General features: G+C 57.3%; 20 protein-coding genes. 12 read left to right on the top strand and 8 right to left on the bottom strand.

Going from position 1 to position 21456, the window contains the following annotated elements; genetic code table 11:
* Positions 1 to 64 precede the first annotated feature (64 nt).
* The 3 genes from ROR01S_RS15645 to ROR01S_RS15635 all read left to right on the top strand — a co-directional run bounded on the left by ROR01S_RS15645 (position 65) and on the right by ROR01S_RS15635 (position 3477).
* Complete coding sequence (locus ROR01S_RS15645; RefSeq protein ID WP_015584962.1) at positions 65 to 1798, top strand: arylsulfatase; 1734 nt, start codon at positions 65 to 67, stop codon at positions 1796 to 1798.
* A gap of 85 nt (positions 1799 to 1883) precedes the next feature.
* Positions 1884 to 2660: an SDR family NAD(P)-dependent oxidoreductase gene (locus ROR01S_RS15640; protein ID WP_064359661.1), complete on the top strand. Its 777-nt coding sequence runs from the start codon at positions 1884 to 1886 to the stop codon at positions 2658 to 2660.
* Between the two features lie 25 nt (positions 2661 to 2685).
* Positions 2686 to 3477 carry a MoaF C-terminal domain-containing protein gene (locus tag ROR01S_RS15635; protein WP_004859082.1) on the top strand — a complete coding sequence of 264 codons (792 nt, stop codon included), beginning with the start codon at positions 2686 to 2688 and terminating at the stop codon, positions 3475 to 3477.
* Between the two features lie 38 nt (positions 3478 to 3515).
* On the opposite strand, the gene ROR01S_RS15630 is transcribed toward ROR01S_RS15635, so the two are convergent.
* The 3 genes from ROR01S_RS15630 to ROR01S_RS15620 all read right to left on the bottom strand — a co-directional run bounded on the left by ROR01S_RS15630 (position 3516) and on the right by ROR01S_RS15620 (position 6576).
* Entirely contained in the window at positions 3516 to 4469 is a 954-nt protein-coding gene (locus ROR01S_RS15630; protein ID WP_004859079.1) for an aldo/keto reductase, read from the bottom strand.
* Between the two features lie 132 nt (positions 4470 to 4601).
* Positions 4602 to 5378: an ABC transporter substrate-binding protein gene (locus ROR01S_RS15625; RefSeq protein ID WP_004859075.1), complete on the bottom strand. Its 777-nt coding sequence runs from the start codon at positions 5376 to 5378 to the stop codon at positions 4602 to 4604.
* A 19-nt stretch (positions 5379 to 5397) separates the two neighbouring features.
* Positions 5398 to 6576: a M20 aminoacylase family protein gene (locus tag ROR01S_RS15620; RefSeq protein WP_015584965.1), complete on the bottom strand. Its 1179-nt coding sequence runs from the start codon at positions 6574 to 6576 to the stop codon at positions 5398 to 5400.
* Between the two features lie 571 nt (positions 6577 to 7147).
* Between ROR01S_RS15620 and ROR01S_RS15615 the strand changes: the two genes are divergently transcribed.
* Positions 7148 to 7738 carry a lipid-binding SYLF domain-containing protein gene (locus ROR01S_RS15615; RefSeq protein ID WP_004859069.1) on the top strand — a complete coding sequence of 197 codons (591 nt, stop codon included), beginning with the start codon at positions 7148 to 7150 and terminating at the stop codon, positions 7736 to 7738.
* Positions 7739 to 7837: 99 nt separating this feature from the next.
* On the opposite strand, the gene ROR01S_RS15610 is transcribed toward ROR01S_RS15615, so the two are convergent.
* Both ROR01S_RS15610 and ROR01S_RS15605 read right to left on the bottom strand, forming a co-directional pair.
* Positions 7838 to 8353 (bottom strand): RcnB family protein, encoded by a 516-nt coding sequence (locus tag ROR01S_RS15610; protein WP_064359660.1) that lies wholly within the window; start codon positions 8351 to 8353, stop codon positions 7838 to 7840.
* A 201-nt stretch (positions 8354 to 8554) separates the two neighbouring features.
* A complete protein-coding gene (locus ROR01S_RS15605; RefSeq protein WP_015584967.1) occupies positions 8555 to 8944 on the bottom strand; it encodes a KPN_00521 family repetitive protein in 390 nt (129 codons plus the stop codon).
* Positions 8945 to 9213: 269 nt separating this feature from the next.
* Here ROR01S_RS15605 and ROR01S_RS15600 point away from each other — a divergent pair, with 269 nt between their 5' ends.
* The 3 genes from ROR01S_RS15600 to ROR01S_RS15590 are packed head-to-tail and all read left to right on the top strand — an operon-like array spanning position 9214 to position 12211.
* Positions 9214 to 10332: an ABC transporter substrate-binding protein gene (locus ROR01S_RS15600; RefSeq protein ID WP_015584968.1), complete on the top strand. Its 1119-nt coding sequence runs from the start codon at positions 9214 to 9216 to the stop codon at positions 10330 to 10332.
* A gap of 59 nt (positions 10333 to 10391) precedes the next feature.
* The gene (locus tag ROR01S_RS15595) at positions 10392 to 11420 is read left to right on the top strand and encodes a FecCD family ABC transporter permease (protein WP_160873239.1); all 1029 of its coding nucleotides are present in this window, start codon (positions 10392 to 10394) and stop codon (positions 11418 to 11420) included.
* Positions 11417 to 12211 (top strand): ABC transporter ATP-binding protein, encoded by a 795-nt coding sequence (locus ROR01S_RS15590; RefSeq protein ID WP_015584969.1) that lies wholly within the window; start codon positions 11417 to 11419, stop codon positions 12209 to 12211. Before ROR01S_RS15595 ends, ROR01S_RS15590 begins: the two co-directional genes overlap by 4 nt.
* Positions 12212 to 12278: 67 nt before the next feature.
* Here the strand turns inward: ROR01S_RS15590 and ROR01S_RS15585 are convergent, their stop codons facing one another.
* The 3 genes from ROR01S_RS15585 to ROR01S_RS15575 all read right to left on the bottom strand — a co-directional run bounded on the left by ROR01S_RS15585 (position 12279) and on the right by ROR01S_RS15575 (position 14531).
* On the bottom strand, positions 12279 to 13421 hold the full coding sequence (locus tag ROR01S_RS15585; RefSeq protein WP_004859055.1) for an HlyD family secretion protein: 1143 nt from the start codon (positions 13419 to 13421) through the stop codon (positions 12279 to 12281).
* Complete coding sequence (locus ROR01S_RS15580) at positions 13421 to 13789, bottom strand: DUF3302 domain-containing protein (protein ID WP_004859053.1); 369 nt, start codon at positions 13787 to 13789, stop codon at positions 13421 to 13423. The genes ROR01S_RS15585 and ROR01S_RS15580 overlap by 1 nt, the downstream gene beginning before the upstream one ends.
* Positions 13790 to 13889: 100 nt before the next feature.
* The gene (locus ROR01S_RS15575; protein ID WP_064359659.1) at positions 13890 to 14531 is read right to left on the bottom strand and encodes a helix-turn-helix domain-containing protein; all 642 of its coding nucleotides are present in this window, start codon (positions 14529 to 14531) and stop codon (positions 13890 to 13892) included.
* A gap of 248 nt (positions 14532 to 14779) precedes the next feature.
* On the opposite strand from ROR01S_RS15575, the gene cscK reads away from it, so the two are divergent.
* From cscK to ROR01S_RS15550, 5 genes are all read left to right on the top strand, one after another.
* The gene (gene cscK / locus ROR01S_RS15570; protein WP_064359658.1) at positions 14780 to 15703 is read left to right on the top strand and encodes a fructokinase; all 924 of its coding nucleotides are present in this window, start codon (positions 14780 to 14782) and stop codon (positions 15701 to 15703) included.
* 165 nt (positions 15704 to 15868) lie between these two features.
* Positions 15869 to 17386 (top strand): carbohydrate porin, encoded by a 1518-nt coding sequence (locus ROR01S_RS15565; protein ID WP_004859034.1) that lies wholly within the window; start codon positions 15869 to 15871, stop codon positions 17384 to 17386.
* A gap of 136 nt (positions 17387 to 17522) precedes the next feature.
* Entirely contained in the window at positions 17523 to 18893 is a 1371-nt protein-coding gene (locus tag ROR01S_RS15560; protein ID WP_004859031.1) for a sucrose-specific PTS transporter subunit IIBC, read from the top strand.
* Positions 18893 to 20293, top strand: a complete 1401-nt coding sequence (locus ROR01S_RS15555) for a sucrose-6-phosphate hydrolase (protein WP_015584971.1) — start codon at positions 18893 to 18895, stop codon at positions 20291 to 20293. The genes ROR01S_RS15560 and ROR01S_RS15555 overlap by 1 nt, the downstream gene beginning before the upstream one ends.
* Before the next feature lie 30 nt (positions 20294 to 20323).
* Positions 20324 to 21328, top strand: coding sequence for a LacI family DNA-binding transcriptional regulator (locus ROR01S_RS15550; RefSeq protein WP_004859026.1), 1005 nt, complete (start codon positions 20324 to 20326; stop codon positions 21326 to 21328).
* The last annotated feature ends 128 nt before the right edge of the window (positions 21329 to 21456 follow it).

Raw genomic sequence — 21456 nt, 5'->3', positions numbered from 1 at the left:
CATGGTCGCGCCGCCTTCATCTTCGGGCGCGATGAATCCCCGATCCTGAACAGGAGACCCGGTAGTGAAGAAAAAAACAGTGGCCGCCGCGCTGAGCATGATCCTCTCCGGCGCAGCGCACAGCGCGCAAACCGAGCGCCCCAACATCATCGTGATTATCGCCGACGATATGGGGTATTCCGATATCAGCCCCTTCGGCGGTGAAATCCCGACGCCTAACCTGCAGGCGATGGCCGAACAGGGCGTGCGCATGAGCCAGTACTACACGTCGCCGATGTCAGCCCCTGCCCGTTCGATGCTGTTGACCGGGAATACTAACCAGCAGGCCGGCATGGGCGGAATGTGGTGGTATGACAGCACCCTTGGCAAAGAGGGGTATGAACTGCGCCTCACCGATCGCGTCACTACCATGGCCGAACGATTTAAAGATGCCGGCTATAACACGCTGATGACCGGGAAATGGCACCTCGGCTTTGTACCCGGCGCCACGCCAAACGATCGGGGCTTTCGCCACTCGTTCGCCTTTATGGGCGGCGGCACCAGCCATTTTGACGATGCGATACCGCTGGGTACCGTCGAAGCCTTCCACACCTACTACACCCGCGACGGCCAGCGGGTTTCGCTCCCCGCCGACTTTTACTCCAGCGAGGCCTACGCCGCCCAGATGAACCAGTGGATCAAAGAAACGCCGTCGGAACAGCCGGTTTTTGCCTGGCTGGCCTTTACCGCCCCCCACGACCCGCTGCAGGCGCCGGATGAATGGATTTCCCGTTTTAAAGGTCAGTACGAGCAGGGCTATGGCGAAGTTTATCGCCAGCGAATTGCCCGTCTGAAGGCGTCAGGTATTCTCCATGACGACACGCCGCTTCCTGGGCTGGATCTCGATAAAGAGTGGGCGGCACTGACGCCGGAGCAGCAAAAATACACCGCGAAAGTGATGCAGGTATACGCCGCGATGATTGCCAACATGGATGCGCAGATCGGTACGGTGATGGAAACGCTGAAGCAAACCGGGCGGGATAAAAATACGCTGCTGATCTTTTTAACCGATAACGGCGCTAACCCGGCAGAAGGCTTTTACTACGAATCAGAACCCGCGTTCTGGAAGCAGTTCGACAATCGCTACGAGAATATTGGCCGCAAAGGTTCGTTCGTCTCCTATGGCCCGCACTGGGCGAACGTCAGCAACGCCCCTTACGCGCGCTACCACAAAACCACCAGCGGCCAGGGCGGCATCAATACCGACTTTATGATTGCCGGGCCCGGGATTGTCCATAGCGGCAAAATCGACGCCACCACCATGGCGGTGTATGACGTCGCGCCCACCCTCTATGAGTTCGCCGGTATCGATGCCACGAAAGCGCTGGCGAAAAAACCGGTCCTGCCGATGGTCGGCGTCAGCTTTAAACGCTATCTGACCGGCGAAAGCTTACAGCCGCCGCGCTCCCGCTACGGCGTCGAGCTGCATAACCAGGCGGCCTGGATTGACGGTGACTGGAAGCTGCGGCGGCTGGTAAAAACCTTCCCGCAGGCGGGCGACGCGCCGTGGGGGCTGTTCAATCTTAAGCAGGACCCGCTGGAAACCCATGATGTCGCCGCACAATATCCGCAGCGGGTGCAGACCATGAGTCAGGATTACGCGGCGTTTGCCGGTCGCACCATGGTGGTTCACGCCGACGGCAAAGCCATCGACTATGTCGGCATCGACGCGAAAACCGGTCGCTACCTCGCGGTGGATCCTCAGACCATGAAACCCGTTGCGGCGCCACAGGCGATACCGGCGCCGCAGCACGATTGATTCATCCGGCGATCGTTCTTTCGGGCGATAGCCGGGAGCATATCCCCTTTCTAAGGTACAAAGCAGGCGTGTTGGGAGAGAAACGATGAGTAGAGTGGTAGTGATTACCGGCGGTGGCACCGGGATTGGCGCCGCCTGTGCACGACTGATGGCGGCGGCGGGCGAGACGGTGTTCATTACCGGCCGCCGTCTTGCCCCTTTGCAGGCGCTGGCGGAAGAGACCGGCGCGCTGGCGCTGGCGGGCGATGCCGCCAGCGGCGATGAGTGGCAGGCTCATCTGCTGCCGACGATTCTCGAACGCGCGGGCCATATCGACGTTTTAATCTGTAGCGCGGGCGGCATGGGCAACGGCGCCGTCGTGGAGACCAGCGACCGGCACTGGCGTGCGGCGCTGGAGAGCAATCTCAACAGCGCGTTTGCCAGCGTCCGCGCCTGCCTGCCATCGCTGATTGCCCGACGCGGCAACGTGCTGTTTGTCGCCTCGATCGCCTCCCTCGCCGCCGGACCGCAGGCCTGCGGCTACGTCACCGCCAAACATGCAGTGATGGGCCTGATGCGTTCAGTCGCGCGGGACTATGGCCCGCAAGGCGTACGCGCCAACGCCATTTGCCCCGGCTGGGTGACTACGCCGATGGCCGATGAGGAGATGCAGCCGCTGATGGACGCGCAGGGGATCAGCCTTGAGCAGGCCTATCAGCAGGTGTGTCGCGACGTCCCGCTGCGCCGCCCGGCCAGCGCGCAGGAGATTGCGCTCGCCTGCCAGTTCCTCTGTTCCCCGCAGGCGTCGATTATCAGCGGTGCGACGCTGGTTGCCGACGGCGGCGCCAGTGCGGTTGATGTCCCGACGCTGGCATTTGCTTAACGTTCTTACACAACAAGGATCTCACATGACTTCAGAAGCCGTATTTATTCAGGTCGGCGCGCTTGCGGACGGCTTTGCGCCTCACGGCAACGTGCTGCCGGTTGCCTCTTTGCCCGGCGGAAAGCCACTGACCTTTTATTTGGCCGACGGCGCCCGTCATCAGCTGACGATGGCCGATGACCACGCCCTGCTCTGGGACGGGCAGCCCGTTTCCGGGCGCGTGACCGCCATTCGCCCCGATGTACTGTTTATCGATTTTCTCGATCCCGGCAAGGAGAACGCCAGCATCAGCGCGGTGTGCAACCTGACGCAAAATAACGCTACCCTGGTCTACGGTCAGCTGCCGACGGAGCAGGCCGCGCGCCTCGATGCGTTCAGCCGCGTCGAGCAGGGGCTGCCGCTGACGGCAGTCGAAGCCCGCTTCCATTTTGCCCGACTGAACCGCGAGCCGGGACCGCTACCGACCTTCACCCGCGCGCTGGTGGGAATGCGTAACCAGTACACCTACAGCCCGACCGAACGCTACGAGCATATTTATCTCAACGATAACTTCTATGCCTGGCAGTGTCTGGAGGGTGTGGAGAAAGGTCTGGCGGATGTCGATCGCTGTCACTATGTGCAGGTGGCGGACGATCTGACGCTGTTCGTCTGGCGCGAGAAAATCATTCCGACGCTGGGCGTGATCCTTATCGATCTGCAGCAGATGCGCACCGACGGCAAGATTCTCGGCTATCAGGGAAGTGATTTTGCCGCGCTGAGCAATTTCCCGGTCGGGGCCAGCGCGCAGATTCTGAATGTGACGAACCATTCTTCCTGAGCGTAACGCCGGAGCCTGGCGGCTCCGGCACGTCGTCGTCAGGCGCTGGCAATCTCCAGCCGCGCCAGTTGGGCGGCATTCAGCGTCAGCTGAGCGGCACGAGCAAAGCTCTCGACCTGAGCCACGCTGGTGGCGCTGGCAATCGGCGCGGTCACCCCTTCCCGGCCCATCAGCCAGGCCAGCGCCACTTCGCCAGGTTTGGCATGATGCTGGGCGGCAACCTCTTCCAGGGTATCGATAATCCGCATTCCGCGCGGATTAAGGTATTTCCCGATGCCGCTGCCGCGCTGGCTTTGCGCCAGATCGGCCTGTTGACGGTATTTACCGGTCAGGAAGCCGGAGGCGAGGCTGTAGTAGGTGACGACGCCTATTTCCCGGCTGATGCACAGGTCGCACAGCGCCCCCTCAAAAGCGGAGCGGTGATAGAGGTTGTATTCCGGTTGCAGCACCTGCCAGGCCGGCAGCCCCTCTTTCCGCGCCACTTCCAGCGCCGCGGAAAGCTGCTGGGCATCCAGGTTAGAAGCCCCCGTCGCGCGAATTTTCCCCGCCTGCTGCAGCGCGTGAAAAGCGCTCAACGTCTCGGCAATGGGGGTTTCCGGGTCCGGCCAGTGGGCAAAATAGAGATCGATATAATCGGTGTTCAGACGGCGCAGCGAGTTTTCCACGGCCTGCTGGATCCAGGCTTTCTTCAGCCCTTTTTGCCCGGGCAGCCCTAAATCAGAGCCCACTTTGGTGAAGATTTTTACCTTATCACGCATCCCCGGACGCGCCTGCAGCCAGCGGCCAATCAGGGTTTCCGACTCGCCACCCTGGTTGCCATCCGCCCAGCGGGAGTAGACATCAGCGGTATCAATGGCGTCAAAGCCGTGGTCGACAAAAGCATCAAGAATGGCAAAACTGGTTTTTTCATCGCAGGTCCAGCCAAACACGTTGCCGCCGAAGACCAGCGGCGCGATGGAAAATCCGGTTTTGCCCAATGGACGTGTATTCATGCCGTTCACTCCTTATCGCTTATATTCTGCATCCTTCGCCAGGCCGCAAGGGGCGGGAAAGAACTATGAGTGGAGAGTCAGAAAAGGAATCTTGCGGCGGGCCCATCCGTGCCCGCCGGACGCATCACAACATTATGTCCCGGAATAGACGTCAAAGCTAAAATATTTACCCGACAGTTTTTTATAGGTTCCGTCGGCAAGAATCTGCGCGATCGCGCGGTTAATTTCCTGACGCAGCGCATCGTCCTCTTTACGCAGGCCAATCGCAGCGCCGGCGCCAAACAGCTTATCGTCCTGCAAATGACCGCCAACAAAGGCGAAATCTTTGCCCTGCGGCTGCTGCAGGAAGCTGTAGTCCGCCATCATTCCGGAGAGCACCGCGCCATCAATACGCCCGGACTCCAGATCCCGCACGACGCTGTCAGCGCCCTGATAGGCCACGATATTAATTCCCGCCGGACGCCAGTGCTGGTTGACGTAAGTCTCCTGCGCTGAGCCCTGCTCCACGCCGATCGTTTTGCCTTTGAGCTGCTCCGGCGTATTGCCGGTCAGCGTATTTTTACGCGCCACGAGGAACACCGGGCCGTTATATAGCTTGTCGCTAAAGCCAATCTGCTCTTTGCGTTTCTCGGTCATATACATGCCGGAGAGAATCGCGTCGAATTTACGCGCCTTCAGCGCCGGAATAATGCCGTCGAAGTTGCTTTCCACCCACACGCATTTCGCCTGCAGCTGCTGGCAGATGGCGTTGCCTAAATCAATATCGAAACCCGCCAGTTTGCCCTGCGGGTCTTTCCATTCAAACGGCGCAAAAGTGGGATCGACGCCAAAACGAATTTCTTTTTGTTCTGCGGCCAGCGTCGATGCGGATGCCATCAGCGCGACCCACAGCAGTAGTGATTTTTTCATTATTTACGAGCTCCAGAGATCAACGGCAGTGTGTTTCAACTAACCGGGCGAAAAACGACGCCCCGGTGGTAATAATGTCATCGTTAAAGTCATAGCCAGGGTTATGCACCATGCAGCCGCCTTTATCGCCCTTCTCGCCGTTACCCAGCAGGAAATAGCAGCCCGGACGCGCCTGCAGCATAAAGGCAAAATCTTCGCTGGCATTCATCGGTGAAATGGATTCCAGCACCTGTTCGCTACCAAAGAGTTCCGTCGCTAATGCTTTGGCGAACGCGGTCTCCTCCACGCTATTGGTCAGCACCGGGTAGGAGTCGTAGACCTCAATCTCGCTGGTCGCTCCGTAGCTTTTGGCGGTAAATTCGGTGATGTCGTGAATCCGTTTAATCAGCAGGTCGCGTACCTCCTGCTTCATCGCCCGCACGGTCAGTTCCATCACCGCGCTTTCCGGGATCACGTTAGAGGCGATGCCCGACTGGAAGGTGCCGACGGTGACAACGGCGGTTTCCCCCGGCGGCACGTTACGCGCGACGATACTTTGCAGGGCCATCACCAGCGCCGAGCCGGCGAGAATGGGATCGACCGCGCGCTCCGGATGGGCGCCGTGGCCGCCGTAGCCGTGAATGGTTATCTTGACGGTATCCGCCGACGCCATAAAGTTGCCGGCGTAGAAGCCCAGCTTGCCGACCGGCAGTCCAGGCATATTGTGCAGCGCAAACACGCAATCGCAGGGGAAGCGTTCAAACAACCCGTCTTTTATCATCAGGTCTGCGCCGCCAATCGCCTCTTCCGCTGGCTGGAAAATCACATGCACCGTGCCGTTAAACTGGCAGGCCGGCGAGGCAATATATTTTGCCGCCGCCAGCAGAATAGTGGTGTGACCGTCGTGGCCGCAGGCGTGCATTTTCCCTGGTACGGTGCTGGCCCAGGGTAATTCCGTGGTTTCAAAAATCGGCAGTGCGTCCATATCGGCGCGCAGCCCGATCGTGCGCGATGAATGCCCTTTCGTAAGCGACCCTACCAGCCCGGTTTTCCCCAGCTCGCGGGTCACCGCATAACCCCACTCCGCCAGTTTTTTCGCCACCAGCTCGCTGGTATTAAACTCTTCCAGACTTAATTCCGGATGGGCATGTAAATAATGACGGATCGCAATCATCTCTTCTTCAGCTGCTTTAATTTCTGGAATCACAAAATTGCTCATGCCGGTCTCCGGGAAATAAGAAATAGATATTCTGATTCATTCAGGCTTCAGGTAAACGGTTGTCGAAAAGTGGGATGCCAGAACCCCAAAACGTGAAGTATGAAGAATAATCTCAGACTCAATAACTTATCTGGATAAGCGTTTAATGCAAGCAAGATTTCTGATTTCCGGCGTGCGCTTCATCTCATTTACTAATGATTATTCAGCAAGTTACCGGCAATGCGAAAAAGAGTAAGGCGTTCAACAGAATGTAAAAAAGGCCAGCAACACCATGCTAATAAACCTTATTTTAATAGTGACATAGCCCACAAATAAGGCAAAATTTAAATATAAACTTTTAATTATTGGATTGTTAACGAGTTTTTATTCTACGATCGCCACGCTTAAATCAGCGTATTAAATACCCGCATTTCCTCAGGAGGCGCCATGTTGCGGGCAGCGAGCATGCCGATAGCGCAGGCAGCGAAATCACCACGACATACCTGAAAATGATTCACGACGCCTCCTCCGGAACCAACGGAAAAATAAACGCGCGCCATAAGATGGACGCAGAATAGCGTAGAACTCAAATATGAAATATCAGGCTCTTTTCCTGGCGTCAGCGCTGGCGCTGGCAGGCTGTAGCGCCCAGGGTGATACCGCCAGCCAGCAGCGCGCCAGTATTCAAAAAATACGCAGCGAAACGCTGAGCAAACTCTATTCTCTCTACCCGGAAGCCCGTAGCGATATCCAGCACGCCGATGGCTATGCCGTATTTGCCAGCAACAGCAGCAAAATTCTGGTATTAGGATTTGGCAGCGGTTACGGCGTGGTTAAAGATCTCCGCACCGGCAAAGATACCTATATGAAAATGGCTCAGGGCGGCGCCGGGCTGGGGATGGGCGTGAAGCAGCAGCGCACCGTACTGGTGTTCCACGATAAAGCGGCACTCCACACCTTTATTACCCAGGGCTATATGGTCGGCGCAGACGCGAATGCTGCGGCGAAATATGATGATAAAGGTGTCGCGCCGGTCGCCGCGTCGGCAAGCGGCGTCGCAAAGGATACCTCTTCGCTGCCGTCGAAAGTGAACGTTTATGAAATTACCGAGAAAGGGCTGGCCGCTCAGGCGATGCTCAACGGCTATAAGTACTGGCCGGATGAGGCGTTGAATAAAAGATAGATTGCACGGGATAACAGATCACCCGGCGGTAATCCCCTCTCCCTGAACGGGAGAGGGTTTGCCCGAGGGCGGATTCGCCCCTGCAGCATCGGTGCGAAATTAATGCGAAAGGACGCCGTTCACCAGAATAGACGTAATGATGCCGGTGGCCGCCGCAATCAGGACATAGTTGCCGTTAATATACGACCAGCGCTGCCCCTGCGGAGGCGGCGGCAGGCCGCGATCGTTCCAGTTGCTGACCCGATAATCATTCCCGCGATAACGCTCCGGCGCAGGTTGCCCCTTACGGAAGTCATGCCCGTTCCACGCAAAGTGGTCTTGTTCATGACGTTCCTGATGCGACTTCCCTTGTGCATGATTATTGCCGCGATTGTCGCCGGGGTTGTGACGATCCGAGCCGCGATTATCCGCGCCCTGACGATGGCTGTCGCCGTTGCCCTGAGGACCATTATTACCCGGTCCCTGCTGACGATTGCCGTCCGGACTACCGTGCCCAGAGCCGTTTTGCCACACCTGCTGTTGGCCTGGGTTACCGTTGCCGTTCGGGCCGTCGGCCCAGGCTAACGAGCTTAATGCGCAGGACAACATAACGGCCAGAGAAATCATTTTTTTCATTGTACACCTCCTGATATGCCTCCTTTTTACCGCCGGAATGTGGAGAAAGAGTGAGTATCAGGATATCCAGGACAATTCCTGGCATTATCGTTCGCTATCAACGCCGCGAGGGGCGTCGCCGCGACGTCATCACCGTCGCTGCCGATGAGGGGCAAAAAAAAGGCCGCTTTCGCGACCTTATTTTATGCAACGCTACCGGAATTATTCGGTGACTTTATTTTTCAGCTCTTCCGCACCCTGCTTGGTTTTATCCCAGCCTTTTTCGGTGGCGGCTTTAGTCTTATTCCAGCCTTTTTCCGTCCCTTCTTTGGTCTTATCCCAACCCTTCTCCGTCCCTTCTTTGGTCTTATTCCAGGTTTTTTGAGCACCTTCGCTCACCTGGCTGCCGACGCTGTCGCTTTTACCTTGCGCCGCGTGTTCGGCTTTCAGCTTCTGCTCTTCGCCCTCGTTCTGGGCCTGGTGCAGTTTTTCTTTCGCCGTATTCGCCCCTTCATGGGCCGCCGCGACGGTATCATCAGTTGCGTGTGTTGTCGCAGCAAAAACAGGGGCTGCTACCAGAATCGCAGATAACGCAATCATTGCTTTTTTCATCATTTCCTCTCTAACGTGCTTAATGTTATGAGTCATCAACAGCATGGCATAACATTCCGGTCATGACTTTAGGGATAGTTCTTAAAACCAGAGCCGTCTATTTTTCCCATTTTTCAGTCTTACTACCACGCTATTCAGGATGCACCAGCAAATTCCAGTAAGTTGTTACATTTTATGAAAATGCTTTTTCATATACCTGCCGTTTATTTTTATACGCGAATAATTATCAAAATCATTATATTTATAAATATGCAAACGGAACTCAAATTATGGCAAGAAAATCAGTAAGTTCACTCATTCTTACTGCCTTAATCTCGATCCCCGCGCTTAGCTACGCGACGCAATATCCCCTCACGGTTACCGACCTCGATGGCCGTCAGATAACGCTCCAGCATGAACCCCAGCGCATCATCCTGCAAGATGGACGGGATCTCATGTCGCTGGCGCTGCTGGATCGGGACAACCCGTTTCAACGCGTTGTGGCCTGGAACAACCTGGCGAAAAAGCAGGACGTGGCGACCTGGAAAATGCTGCAGCAGAAGTGGCCGCAGTCAGCAGCCATTCTTGATATGGGCTTTAGCGACAAAGGCAACGTTGACCTGGAAAGCGTCCTCTCCCGCCAGCCCGATCTGATGATTGCACAGCTGCGCGCAAAGCCGGCGCTGACCGAAAGCGGGGTGATCGGCAAACTTACCGCACTGAAGATTCCGGTGTTATTTGTCGATTATGAAGTCAATCCTTCCCGCGATACCGCCCCCAGCATCGACCTGTTAGGTCAGGTGCTTAACCGTGAGAGCAACGCCAAAGCTTATACCGATTTCTACCGCCGGCACCTGCACGCTATCGAGCAGCAAACGGCCACAATCACCCCAAAAGCCACGGTTTTCGTCGAAGCGCTGGCCGGCAATAGCGACGCCTGCTGCTTTACCCACGGGCACAGCGGTTGGGGCGGATTAGTGGAAGCCGTCGGCGCCACTAATGTTGGCTCCCAGCTGCTTCCCGGCGCCTCCGGATTTGTATCGCTGGAAAAAATTATCAGCATGAAGCCCGATGCCTACATCATGACGGGTTCGAAGCGCGGCAACAGCCAGGTACTGCCGCTAGGCTACCAGGTCAGCCAGCAGGAGGTTAATGCCCAGGGTGAAGCGCTGCTGGCGAGAACCGGCGTCAGCGATATCCCGGCGGTAAAAGCGAAGCGGGCCTACGGGGTTTACCACCATTTCTATAACCATCCGTGGAATATCGTCGGCATGGAGTACCTGGCAAAAGATATCTACCCGCGGGCGTTCACTACCCTGAATCCCGATGAGACGTACCACGACATCGTGCGTCGCTTTACCTCCCTGCCAGACCTGCCGTTCGTTTTTTCCTGGAAACAAGGTGAGTAACCCGCATGAGTTCGACCACTGAATCCGGCATCCGCATACGGAATACTGGTACCGACGGCGTGATGGCCCACTATCGCCAAATTCTGCGTCGCCGCATCGCATTGATGCTGCTGTTGTTGCTGCTGATTGTCGCCTCGCTGCTACTCGATTTCGTGCTCGGGCCGTCAGGCATGTCGCTACATACCCTATGGCAAACCCTGACGAACCCCGGCAGCGCAGCGGCCGGAACGCGGGTCATTGTCTGGGATATTCGTATGCCCTACGCGCTGATGGCAGTGGTGGTGGGCCTTGCTCTGGGCCTGGCCGGCGCAGAGATGCAAACGATCCTCAACAATCCGCTCGCCAGCCCTTTTACACTCGGCGTCTCCTCAGCGGCGGCGTTCGGCGCAGCGCTGGCCATCGTGCTGGGGATTGGCCTTCCCGGCATTCCCAACCAGTGGTTTACCTCCGCAAACGCGTTTCTGTTCGCCCTACTGGCCGCCCTGCTGCTGGACGGCATTACCCGCTGGACCCAGGTCGCCACTTCCGGGGTCATCTTATTTGGTATCGCGCTGGTATTTACCTTTAACGCCCTGGTATCGATGCTGCAGTTTGTTGCCAATGAGGACACGCTACAAGGCCTGGTGTTCTGGACCATGGGCAGTATCGATCGCGCCTCCTGGCAAAAAGTGGGGATTTTATTTGCCGTCCTGGCGGTCGTGATGCCACTTTCCATGCTGAATGCGTGGAAGCTAACCGCGCTGCGCCTCGGCGAAGATCGGGCGATGAGTTTTGGCATCAACGTCCGTCGTCTGCGTCTGACCACGCTTTTGCGCATTAGCATCTTATCGGCGCTGTCGGTGGCCTTCGTTGGCCCAATCGGCTTTATTGGCCTCGTCGCACCGCACATTGCGCGCCTGGTTTTTGGTGAGGATCACCGCTTTTATCTGCCCGCCAGCGCCTTTATTGGCGCGCTGGTGCTATCGCTCGCCTCGGTGGCGTCGAAGAATCTGCTGCCCGGCGCGATCATCCCGGTAGGGATAGTCACCTCGCTGGTCGGTGTTCCCTTCTTCCTGAGCATTATTTTACGCCATCGGGGGAACGTATGAGCCTGCACACCCCAGCGGAATCGGGACTGGCGCTCGGCCATTTCAACGCCGGTTATCCGAAACGTCAGGTCATTCACGATCTGACTGTCCCTCATCTACCGTGCGGTAAAATCACGGCGCTTCTGGGTCCCAACGGCAGCGGGAAATCGACGCTAATGCGGGCGATGGCGGGCCTCGGCCCGTCGACGGGGGAACTGTCACTGGCCGGAGAAAACCTGCTGACGCTACCGTTTGCCAGACGGGCAGAAAAAGTGGTCTATCTACCGCAAACGCTGCCTGCAGGCGTGCATCTGCACGTGCTGGAGTCAATTATCGTCGCCCGGCACGCTGCCGGAGGCGTACGTTCTGATAGCGAGGCGGAAGTCATGTCCCTGCTGCGCCAGCTGGGTATTGCACATCTGGCGTTAAGCTACCTGGACCAGCTTTCCGGCGGGCAAAAACAGCTCGTCGGCCTGGCCCAGTCGCTTATCCGCCAGCCGTCATTACTCCTGCTGGATGAACCGCTCAGCGCGCTGGATTTGAACTACCAGTTTCACGTGATGGACCTGGTACGCCAGGAGACCCGCCGGCGCAATATCATCACCCTGGTGGTGGTACATGATATTAATATTGCGTTGCGCCATGCCGATCATGTGCTGATGCTGAAGGAAGGCCAGCTGCTGGCCGACGGCGCGCCGTCGCAGGTGATTACGCCGGAGATACTTGCGTCGGTCTATGGCGTGCGCGGCCGGATTGAACCCTGTTCTCAGGGGATAATGCAGGTGATTATCGACGGTCTGGCAGAGGGATGATAAGACGCTGGCCAGGCACGTGAGTTGCCCGACCAGCGCCCGCTTAACGGCGTACGCAAACGACAGGTTAATGATCGAGATAAAGGTAGTTTTCCCAGCTTTTCATGCGGATCAGGATCTTCCTGATTAGCGACAGGTGCTCTAAATGGCCGGAGTAAACCGCCGCTTCAACATCGGTTCCCTGCGGCAGATGGTAGTTTTGTAGCCGCGTATCCGTCACCCGGAAGACCACCAGCGCCCGACCGCGGGTATCCAGATCGCGAGTTGTCAGCAATGTCCCCTGTCCCTGAAACTGACTCTCGCCAATCGCCGGCAGCACCTCGGTCACCTCGGCGTGAAATACCGTCCCCGGTACCGCCGGGAACAGGAGCTCGGCCTGCTCGCCTTTTTCCAGACGCTGCAACGAATTCTGGCGGAAGGCCGCCACGAACTCACGTTTGTCCGCTTCTCCCGTCGGGACAAAGGTCATCACCGGCTTCAGACCGAGGGCTGTCGACATCGTCCCGGGGCGTAAACCGACGGTGCTGACGTAGCCATCTGACGGGGCGCGAACGACGGTATTTTCCAGTTTAAACTCCGCCGCGCGCAGCTGCGCCAGCAGCGAGGCGACTTTGGTGTTTTCGCCGTTGACCACCGAATTCAGGTTATTGTGCGCCTGAACTACGCTCGCCTGAGCAGCGGCGACCGCGGCTTCATCGGCCTTCCAGCTCTGACGGCGGGTATCCACCATCTGATCTGAAAATGCGCCTTTGTCGTGGCCCGCCTGGAAGCGAGCATATTCCCGCTGCGCCCGATCGCGCAACGCTATCGCTTTTTGGAGATCGGCCTGGGCACTGTTGAGAGCGGCGTTGAGCGACAGCGCATCCTGGCTGGCCGCTTTGACCTGCGCTGTCAAATCATCAACCTGCGCCTGAAAGGGCGTCGGGTCGAGGGTGAACAAGACGTCCCCCTTGTGCAGCATTTGATTCGGCTGCACCGGCACGCTCATCACCCGGCCGCGCGTTTGCGAGACAACAGGCACCGTGCGAAAGACCTGTTTACCTATATCGGTGTAGGGGAAGTTATAGTTCATTCCCAGAATTAATGCGCCAATCAGTACCACCCCACCTAATACGGCGGTAGGCACCGTCCATTTATTCAGCGGAATACGGAAAATTTTAAATATCGCAATACTTAATGCGGCATAACACAGGAGCAGCAACGTTTCCATTATTCAGCCCCTTTATTATTTATATTGACTGCGGCACGCTGTTTCACCACATTTAATTCCTGCTGAAGGGTGTCCAGACGAGTGCAGGCCTGTTCCAGGCGATGATGCAGGTCGCTCTGTTCTTGCGCCATTTTTTGCATCCCCCAGCCGCGGTCTTCACGCCACAGAGTGGCCCAAATCCACAGCAGCGGCCACAGGATATGCAGTGTAAACAGGCTCACCCATCCGGCGTAATGGATCGCATCCTGATGCGGATGATTTCTTTTTTTAGCAATTTCATAGGGGATATCGTGAATCACAATTACCCCGTAAAACAGGATCAGGACTACCGCAACGAGGATAGCCAATGCAACATAATCCAGGGTCATAGAATAACTCCAGAGAGATAATTAAATTAAGCCGTAAGCGGAATGAAGGCGTCACGACGCCGGGGAAATAATTAAAAATAATTTTCCATGCGAGTATTAATCAGAATTTTTCAGGGATTTTCCGGTCAATGGAAATAAGCTGCCCTTTTTTCACCGTAATATATCCCCCCTCTTTCAGCGCCGCCAGCACCTGATAGACATAGCTTCTTGAAAGATTCGTTCGTTTGATAATAAAAGCGGACAAACTTTCGCGCTTGCCGGTATCAATTTCGCGGCGGTACAGATAGCGAAAGAGCATCGATTTGATGGTCTGGAACCCCGACAGATTGCCTCTTTCATTGCTGACATCCAGTACGAAGATGCCCATATAAACCAGAATTGTCGTCAGCTCTTTCATGTACTGCGGCGACGAATGATAAAAAATACGTTCAAAATCGCTGGCGGTAATTTTGCTAAAGCGACAATTTTCCTGGCAGCGGTAGAAGAATCTGGCCGACGGACAATAGTGCTCCAGCAGGCCCAGCGGCATATTTTCAATAACAATACCCAGCAGATTTTGCTCATCATCTACGGCAAGGGTCACCTGCCCTTGCCGCAAAAAGTAGATGAACCCTTCTGCGGGCTGGAAACGCTCGCCGCTGGCCAGCTCAAGATCTTCACCGCAGGCAATAACCTCTGGCAGATGGCTTGTCAGCTCCAGCGACTGGTAAAAAGCGTGAATATTGCCAAAACGACTCACCATCTTTAAATACGCTCTCCCTCGCTCGCCGGCAGTGGGCAAATCATTGCTTCACAAAATATAGCGAAGAACACCAGGCAGTAAAAGTCCACAGCTGGAGTTCTGCCTCCGGGAACGATGCTCCCCGCTTCCGTCACGCCGTTTTTTGTCCTGCTTCTCACTTTATCGATCGCAGCGTTTCGTTCATCGGCGGGCTATGCTTAAATAAGCTAAACCGGTTTAATTAAGTTTAGCATTGAGGTGAAAACAGTATGAATGCAAAAGTTTGGGTGCTTGGGGATGCGGTAGTGGACCTGCTGCCGGAAAGCGGCGGTCGCCTGTTGCAGTGTCCCGGCGGCGCACCGGCCAATGTGGCGGTAGGTATCGCCCGCCTGGGTGGCAACAGCGGGTTTATCGGCCGCGTCGGCGACGATCCTTTTGGCCGCTTTATGCAGCAAACTCTGCGCGAGGAGCAGGTGGATACCCGCTACATGCGCTGCGATCCGCAGCACCGGACCTCTACCGTGGTGGTCGATCTTGATGGCGAAGGGGAAAGAACCTTTACCTTTATGGTGCGCCCCAGCGCGGATCTGTTTTTACAGCCGGAAGATCTTCCGCCCTTCGCCGCCAACGAATGGCTGCACGTCTGCTCCATCGCGCTCAGCGCCGAACCCAGCCGCAGCACAACCTTCGCGGCGATGGAGAGAATAAAATTAGCCGGCGGTCGGGTCAGCTTTGACCCCAATATCCGCGCGGATCTCTGGCAAGACCCGGAGCTGCTGCACGCCTGTCTCGATCGCGCGCTGCGTCTGGCAAACGTGGTAAAACTGTCCGAAGAAGAGCTGGCGTTAATCAGCGGCAGAGACGATTTAGTCGAAGGGATAACCGCCCTGACCCAGCGCTACCAGCCTGAACTTCTGCTGGTCACTCAGGGTAAAGCCGGGGTGCTCACCGCTTTTCAGCAGCAGTTAATCCACTTCTCCGCGCAGCCGGTGGTCAGCGTTGATACGACCGGCGCAGGCGATGCGTTTGTCGCCGGGCTGCTTGCCAGTCTTGCCGCGAAGGGAATGCCAACGGATCCCGCGGCGCTGGAACCGGCAATCATGCAGGCGCAAACCTGCGGAGCGCTGGCCACTACCGCCAAAGGGGCGATGACCGCCCTTCCCTACCAGCACGATCTTAACCTCTCATTTTGATCCTTTCGGGCTGCTCTGGCGGCCCACTTTGTTGCATCCATCACATTTATTAAATCGGTTTAGCAATTTATATTCACAGATGTTAAAGGTCATGTTTAACATAGCGCCTAAACCGGTTTAGCAAAAACACAATAATGTCAATTTTACGTTTGGGATGCGACCTACATGTATAAAAAAAGCACACTCGCGGTTGTTATTACTTTGCTCACCGGCGCGGCCTCAGCTCATGCACAAACGGACCTCAGCAGTATCGAAGCCCGTTTGATCGCCCTGGAAAAACGCCTGCAGGATGCCGAAAACCGGGCGCAGACCGCGGAAAACCGCGCCGAGTCGGCGGAGAAGAAAGTCGAGCAGCTCACCACCCAGCAGCAAAAAACCCAGGACAACACCCAGCAGGTAGCCCAGCGCACCGCCCAGCTGGAGAAAAAAGCCGACGAGAAAAGCGGGTTTGAGTTCCACGGCTACGCCCGCTCCGGCGTAATCATGAATGACTCCGCCGCCAGTACCAAATCCGGCGCCTATATGACACCGGCGGGGGAAACCGGCGGGGCCATTGGCCGTCTGGGGAACCAGGCCGACACCTATGTCGAAATGAACCTCGAACATAAGCAGACCCTGGATAACGGGGCAACGACGCGCTTCAAGGTGATGGTGGCCGACGGCCAAACCACCTACAACGACTGGACGGCAAGCAGCAGCGATTTGAACGTGCGCCAGGCTTTCGTCGAGCTGGGTAATCTGCCCACCTTCGAGGGTCCCTTCAAAGGTTCAACCCTGTGGGCCGGGAAACGTTTCGACCGCGACAACTTTGATATTCACTGGGTCGACTCCGACGTGGTATTCCTCGCCGGGACCGGCGGCGGTATTTACGACGTGAAGTGGAACGACAGCCTGCGGAGTAACTTCTCTTTATACGGGCGCAACTTCGGCGATATTGATGATTCAAGCAATAGCGTGCAGAACTACATCCTCAGCATGAATAACTTCATCGGCCCGGTGCAGGTGATGGTCAGCGGGATGCGGGCGAAAGATAATGATGAGCGCAAAGATACCAACGGTAATCTGGTCAAAGGCGATGCGGCAAATACCGGGGTACATACGCTGCTCGGTCTGCACAACGACAGCTTTTACGGCCTGCGTGAAGGGACCAGCAAAACGGCCCTGCTCTATGGCCACGGGCTGGGTGCCGAAGTGAAAGGCGTCGGTTCCGACGGCGGGTTGCGCCCGGGAGCAAATACCTGGCGCTTCGCCAGCTACGGCACCACGCCGCTCAGCGAGAACTGGTTTATCGCCCCGGCGGTGCTGGCGCAGAGCAGTAAAGATCGCTATGTCGATGGCGACAGCTACCAGTGGGCGACGCTCAACCTGCGTCTGATTCAGGAGATCACTCAGAACTTCGCCCTTGCTTACGAAGGCACCTACCAGTACATGGATCTCAAACCCGAAGGCTACAACGACCGCCATGCGGTGAACGGAAGTTTCTATAAACTCACCTTCGCCCCCACCTTTAAGGTCGGTAGCATTGGCGATTTCTTCAGCCGTCCGGAGATCCGTCTCTACACCTCGTGGATGGACTGGAGCAAAAAACTGGATAATTACGCCAGCGATGATGCCTTAGGCAGCAGCGGTTTTAAATCAGGCGGTGAATGGTCGTTCGGTATGCAAATGGAAACCTGGTTCTGACGGTTAGCGCCTGATGCCAGAAACACCGGGGCGGCGGCGAGTCGGCCATCGCCCCGGACACAATAACGACGCAGAGACTGCGCCCCCGTAAACCCGGGACCACAACACGATAATTATTACGCATTCAGAGGGTACTATGGATTTTGAACAGATTTCCCGCTCGCTGCTTCCGCTTCTGGGAGGTAAGGAAAACATCGCCAGCGCCGCGCACTGCGCCACGCGCCTGCGTCTGGTGCTGATCGATGATGCGCTCGCCGACCAGCAGGCTATCGGCAAAATTGAAGGCGTAAAAGGATGTTTTCGCAACGCCGGACAGATGCAGATTATTTTTGGCACCGGGGTGGTGAACAAAGTTTACGCCGCGTTTATTCAGGCCGCCGGCATCGGCGAATCCAGCAAGTCGGAAGCCGCCGATATCGCGGCGAAAAAGCTTAATCCGTTCCAGCGTATCGCCCGTCTGCTGTCAAACATCTTTGTACCCATTATTCCGGCTATCGTAGCCTCCGGTCTGCTGATGGGCCTGCTCGGCATGGTGAAAACCTACGGCTGGGTCGACCCGAGCAACGCTATCTACATTATTCTGGATATGTGCAGCTCGGCGGCGTTTATTATTCTGCCGATCCTGATTGGCTTTACCGCCGCCCGCGAATTTGGCGGTAACCCCTACCTTGGCGCGACGCTCGGGGGCATTCTGACCCACCCGGCGCTCACCAACGCCTGGGGCGTGGCCGCCGGTTTCCATACCATGAACTTCTTCGGCCTTGAGATTGCGATGATCGGCTATCAGGGTACGGTGTTCCCGGTGCTGCTGGCGGTATGGTTTATGAGCATTGTTGAGAAGCAGCTGCGCCGCGTCATCCCCGATGCGCTGGACCTGATCCTGACGCCGTTCCTGACGGTGATTATTTCCGGTTTTATCGCCCTGCTGATTATCGGTCCGGCGGGCCGCGCGCTGGGAGACGGCATCTCATTCGTGCTCAGTACGCTGATTACCCACGCCGGTTGGCTGGCTGGGCTGCTGTTTGGCGGTCTCTATTCGGTTATCGTGATTACCGGTATTCACCACAGCTTCCACGCTATCGAAGCCGGACTGCTGGGCAACCCCGCCATCGGCGTCAACTTCCTGCTGCCGATTTGGGCGATGGCCAACGTTGCTCAGGGCGGCGCCTGCCTGGCGGTGTGGTTTAAAACCAAAGATGCCAAAATCAAAGCCATTACCCTGCCATCGGCGTTTTCTGCCATGCTGGGTATCACCGAGGCGGCGATTTTTGGTATCAACTTACGCTTTGTGAAGCCGTTTATTGCAGCGCTGATCGGCGGCGCAGCGGGCGGCGCATGGGTCGTCTCCATGCACGTCTATATGACCGCGGTCGGCCTGACGGCGATTCCAGGCATGGCTATCGTGCAGGCCAGTTCGCTGCTGAACTACATTATCGGGATGGTCATCGCCTTCGGCGTTGCCTTTGTCGTCTCCCTGCTGCTGAAATACAAAACGGACGCGGAATAATGTCACTTCCATCACGCCTGCCTGCGATTTTGCAGGCCGTTATGCAAGGCCAGCCGCGCGCGCTGGCCGACAGCCACTATCCCCGCTGGCACCACGCGCCGGTCACCGGGCTGATGAACGATCCCAACGGCTTTGTCGAATTTGCCGGGCGCTATCACCTGTTCTATCAGTGGAACCCGCTCGCCTGCGATCACACCTTCAAATGCTGGGGGCACTGGAGTTCTGCCGATCTGCTGCACTGGCGGCATGAACCGATTGCGCTGATGCCGGACGAAGAGTATGACCGCAACGGCTGCTACTCAGGCAGCGCGGTGGATAACAACGGGACGCTGACCCTGTGCTACACCGGCAACGTCAAATTTGCAGACGGCAGCCGGACCGCCTGGCAGTGCCTGGCGACGGAAAATCCCGACGGCACCTTCAGCAAAACCGGCCCGGTCCTGCCGCTGCCAGAGGGCTATACCGGCCACGTGCGCGACCCGAAAGTCTGGCAGCATGAAGGCCGCTGGTACATGGTGCTGGGTGCGCAGGATCGGCAAAAGCGCGGCAAGGTGCTGCTGTTCAGCTCCGCAAATCTCCATGAGTGGACGAGCGAGGGCGAAATCGCCGGCGCCGGCATCAACGGACTGCACGATGCCGGTTATATGTGGGAGTGTCCGGACCTGTTCCCGCTTGGCGACCAGCATATTCTGATTTGCTGCCCGCAGGGGATTCCCGGCGAGGAAGCGCGCTACCTCAACACCTATCCGGCGGTGTGGATGGCCGGCGGCTTCGATTACGCCAGCGCCGCCTTCACGCACGGCGAGTTGCACGAGCTGGATGCCGGATTTGAGTTCTATGCCCCGCAAACCATGCAGACAGCCGACGGCCGTCGGCTGCTGGTTGGCTGGATGGGCGTACCGGACGGCGAGGAGATGCGCCAGCCGACGCGGGCCAACGGCTGGATCCACCAGATGACCTGCCTGCGCGAACTGGAGTGGGTGGACGGCAAACTCTATCAGCGCCCGCTGCGCGAACTGAGCGCCCTGCGCGGCGAAGTCCGCAGCTGGCAGGGCAACGTTCTGCCGCTGGCCCCGCTGGAAATCGCCCTCGATACCGCCGCTGACGACGCGTTTAGCCTCGATTTCGGCGGCGCGTTGACTCTCGAGCGCGATAGCCACGGCCTTCGTCTGGCGCGGCGCAGCCTCGCCAGCGACGAAATGCTCTATCGCTATTGGCGCGGCACGGTTCGCTCGCTGCGGATCTTCATCGACCAGTCGAGCGTGGAGATTTTCATTAACGACGGCGAAGGGGTGATGAGCAGCCGCCTCTTCCCGGACTATCCCGCACAGCTGGTTTTCAGCGGCGCGACGCCGGTAACATTCTGCTACTGGTCGCTGGAGCCATGCATGGTAGAATAAGCGTTTTAAATTCAGGCGCATGTTGTCGTGATGAAAACCAAACGCGTTACCATTAAAGATATCGCCGAGCTGGCGGGTGTCTCGAAAGCCACCGCCAGCCTGGTGCTGAACGGTCGTGGCAAAGAACTCCGCGTGGCGCAGGATACCCGCGAGCGCGTGCTGGCCATCGCGCGAGAACAACATTATCAGCCCAGTATTCACGCCCGCTCGCTGCGCGATAACCGTAGCCACACCATCGGTCTGGTGGTGCCTGAAATTACCAACTACGGGTTTGCCGTCTTCTCTCATGAGCTGGAAATGCTCTGCCGCGAGGCGGGCGTTCAGCTGCTGATCTCCTGTACCGACGAAAACCCCGGCCAGGAAACCATGGTGGTCAATAATATGATTGCCCGCCAGGTTGACGGGCTGATCGTCGCCTCCTGTATGCACAACGACGCCGATTACCTCAAGCTCAGCGAACAGCTGCCGGTGGTACTGTTTGACCGCTGTCCCAGCGACAGCACGCTGCCGCTGGTGATGACCGACTCCATCAGCCCAACGGCGGATCTGATTTCCCGCATCGCGCCTCAGCATCGCGACGAGTTCTGGTTTCTCGGCGGGCAGCCGCGTCTGTCGCCCTCCCGCGATCGTCTGGCAGGGTTTACTCAGGGGCTGGCAAACGCCGGTGTCGAACTGCGTCCCGAGTGGGTGATTAACGGCAACTATCATCCGAGCTCCGGCTACGAGATGTTCGCCGCCCTCTGCGCGCGTCTCGGGCGGCCGCCAAAGGCGCTGTTCACCGCCGCCTGCGGTCTGTTGGAAGGGGTGCTGCGCTATATGAGCCAGCACCATTTACTGGATTCCGATATTCATCTGGCGAGCTTTGACGATCACTATCTCTACGATTCGCTATCGCTGCGTATCGACACCGTCCAGCAGGATAACCGTCAGCTGGCCTGGCACTGCTACGATCTGATAAGCCAGCTGATCGACGGCAACACGCCTGAGCCGCTACGGCGCTACCTGCCCGCGACGCTGCAGTTCCGCCATCGTTGATTCGCCAGGCGTTTTTAAATGACCAACTTGAATGAGACCGTGCGCGCGTATCTCTGCCGGGTGGCGGCTAACGCCTGACCCGGCCGACGAAAACCAAACACCGACCCGGCAAGGCATTAGCGCCACCG

The organism is Klebsiella ornithinolytica NBRC 105727 = ATCC 31898 (assembly GCF_001598295.1).
Classification (GTDB): domain Bacteria; phylum Pseudomonadota; class Gammaproteobacteria; order Enterobacterales; family Enterobacteriaceae; genus Klebsiella; species Klebsiella ornithinolytica.
This window is presented reverse-complemented; position numbering and strand designations above follow the sequence as displayed.

Excerpts from the sequence above, each read along its gene's own strand:
- ROR01S_RS15640 (WP_064359661.1), top strand. The coding sequence starts at position 1,884 with ATGAGTAGAGTGGTAGTGATTACCGGCGGTGGCACCGGGATTGGCGCC.
- ROR01S_RS15635 (WP_004859082.1), top strand. The coding sequence starts at position 2,686 with ATGACTTCAGAAGCCGTATTTATTCAGGTCGGCGCGCTTGCGGACGGC.
- ROR01S_RS15630 (WP_004859079.1), bottom strand. The coding sequence starts at position 4,469 with ATGAATACACGTCCATTGGGCAAAACCGGATTTTCCATCGCGCCGCTG.
- ROR01S_RS15625 (WP_004859075.1), bottom strand. The coding sequence starts at position 5,378 with ATGAAAAAATCACTACTGCTGTGGGTCGCGCTGATGGCATCCGCATCG.
- ROR01S_RS15620 (WP_015584965.1), bottom strand. The coding sequence starts at position 6,576 with ATGAGCAATTTTGTGATTCCAGAAATTAAAGCAGCTGAAGAAGAGATG.
- ROR01S_RS15615 (WP_004859069.1), top strand. The coding sequence starts at position 7,148 with ATGAAATATCAGGCTCTTTTCCTGGCGTCAGCGCTGGCGCTGGCAGGC.
- ROR01S_RS15610 (WP_064359660.1), bottom strand. The coding sequence starts at position 8,353 with ATGAAAAAAATGATTTCTCTGGCCGTTATGTTGTCCTGCGCATTAAGC.
- ROR01S_RS15605 (WP_015584967.1), bottom strand. The coding sequence starts at position 8,944 with ATGAAAAAAGCAATGATTGCGTTATCTGCGATTCTGGTAGCAGCCCCT.
- ROR01S_RS15600 (WP_015584968.1), top strand. The coding sequence starts at position 9,214 with ATGGCAAGAAAATCAGTAAGTTCACTCATTCTTACTGCCTTAATCTCG.
- ROR01S_RS15590 (WP_015584969.1), top strand. The coding sequence starts at position 11,417 with ATGAGCCTGCACACCCCAGCGGAATCGGGACTGGCGCTCGGCCATTTC.
- ROR01S_RS15585 (WP_004859055.1), bottom strand. The coding sequence starts at position 13,421 with ATGGAAACGTTGCTGCTCCTGTGTTATGCCGCATTAAGTATTGCGATA.
- ROR01S_RS15580 (WP_004859053.1), bottom strand. The coding sequence starts at position 13,789 with ATGACCCTGGATTATGTTGCATTGGCTATCCTCGTTGCGGTAGTCCTG.
- ROR01S_RS15575 (WP_064359659.1), bottom strand. The coding sequence starts at position 14,531 with ATGGTGAGTCGTTTTGGCAATATTCACGCTTTTTACCAGTCGCTGGAG.
- cscK (WP_064359658.1), top strand. The coding sequence starts at position 14,780 with ATGAATGCAAAAGTTTGGGTGCTTGGGGATGCGGTAGTGGACCTGCTG.
- ROR01S_RS15565 (WP_004859034.1), top strand. The coding sequence starts at position 15,869 with ATGTATAAAAAAAGCACACTCGCGGTTGTTATTACTTTGCTCACCGGC.
- ROR01S_RS15560 (WP_004859031.1), top strand. The coding sequence starts at position 17,523 with ATGGATTTTGAACAGATTTCCCGCTCGCTGCTTCCGCTTCTGGGAGGT.
- ROR01S_RS15555 (WP_015584971.1), top strand. The coding sequence starts at position 18,893 with ATGTCACTTCCATCACGCCTGCCTGCGATTTTGCAGGCCGTTATGCAA.
- ROR01S_RS15550 (WP_004859026.1), top strand. The coding sequence starts at position 20,324 with ATGAAAACCAAACGCGTTACCATTAAAGATATCGCCGAGCTGGCGGGT.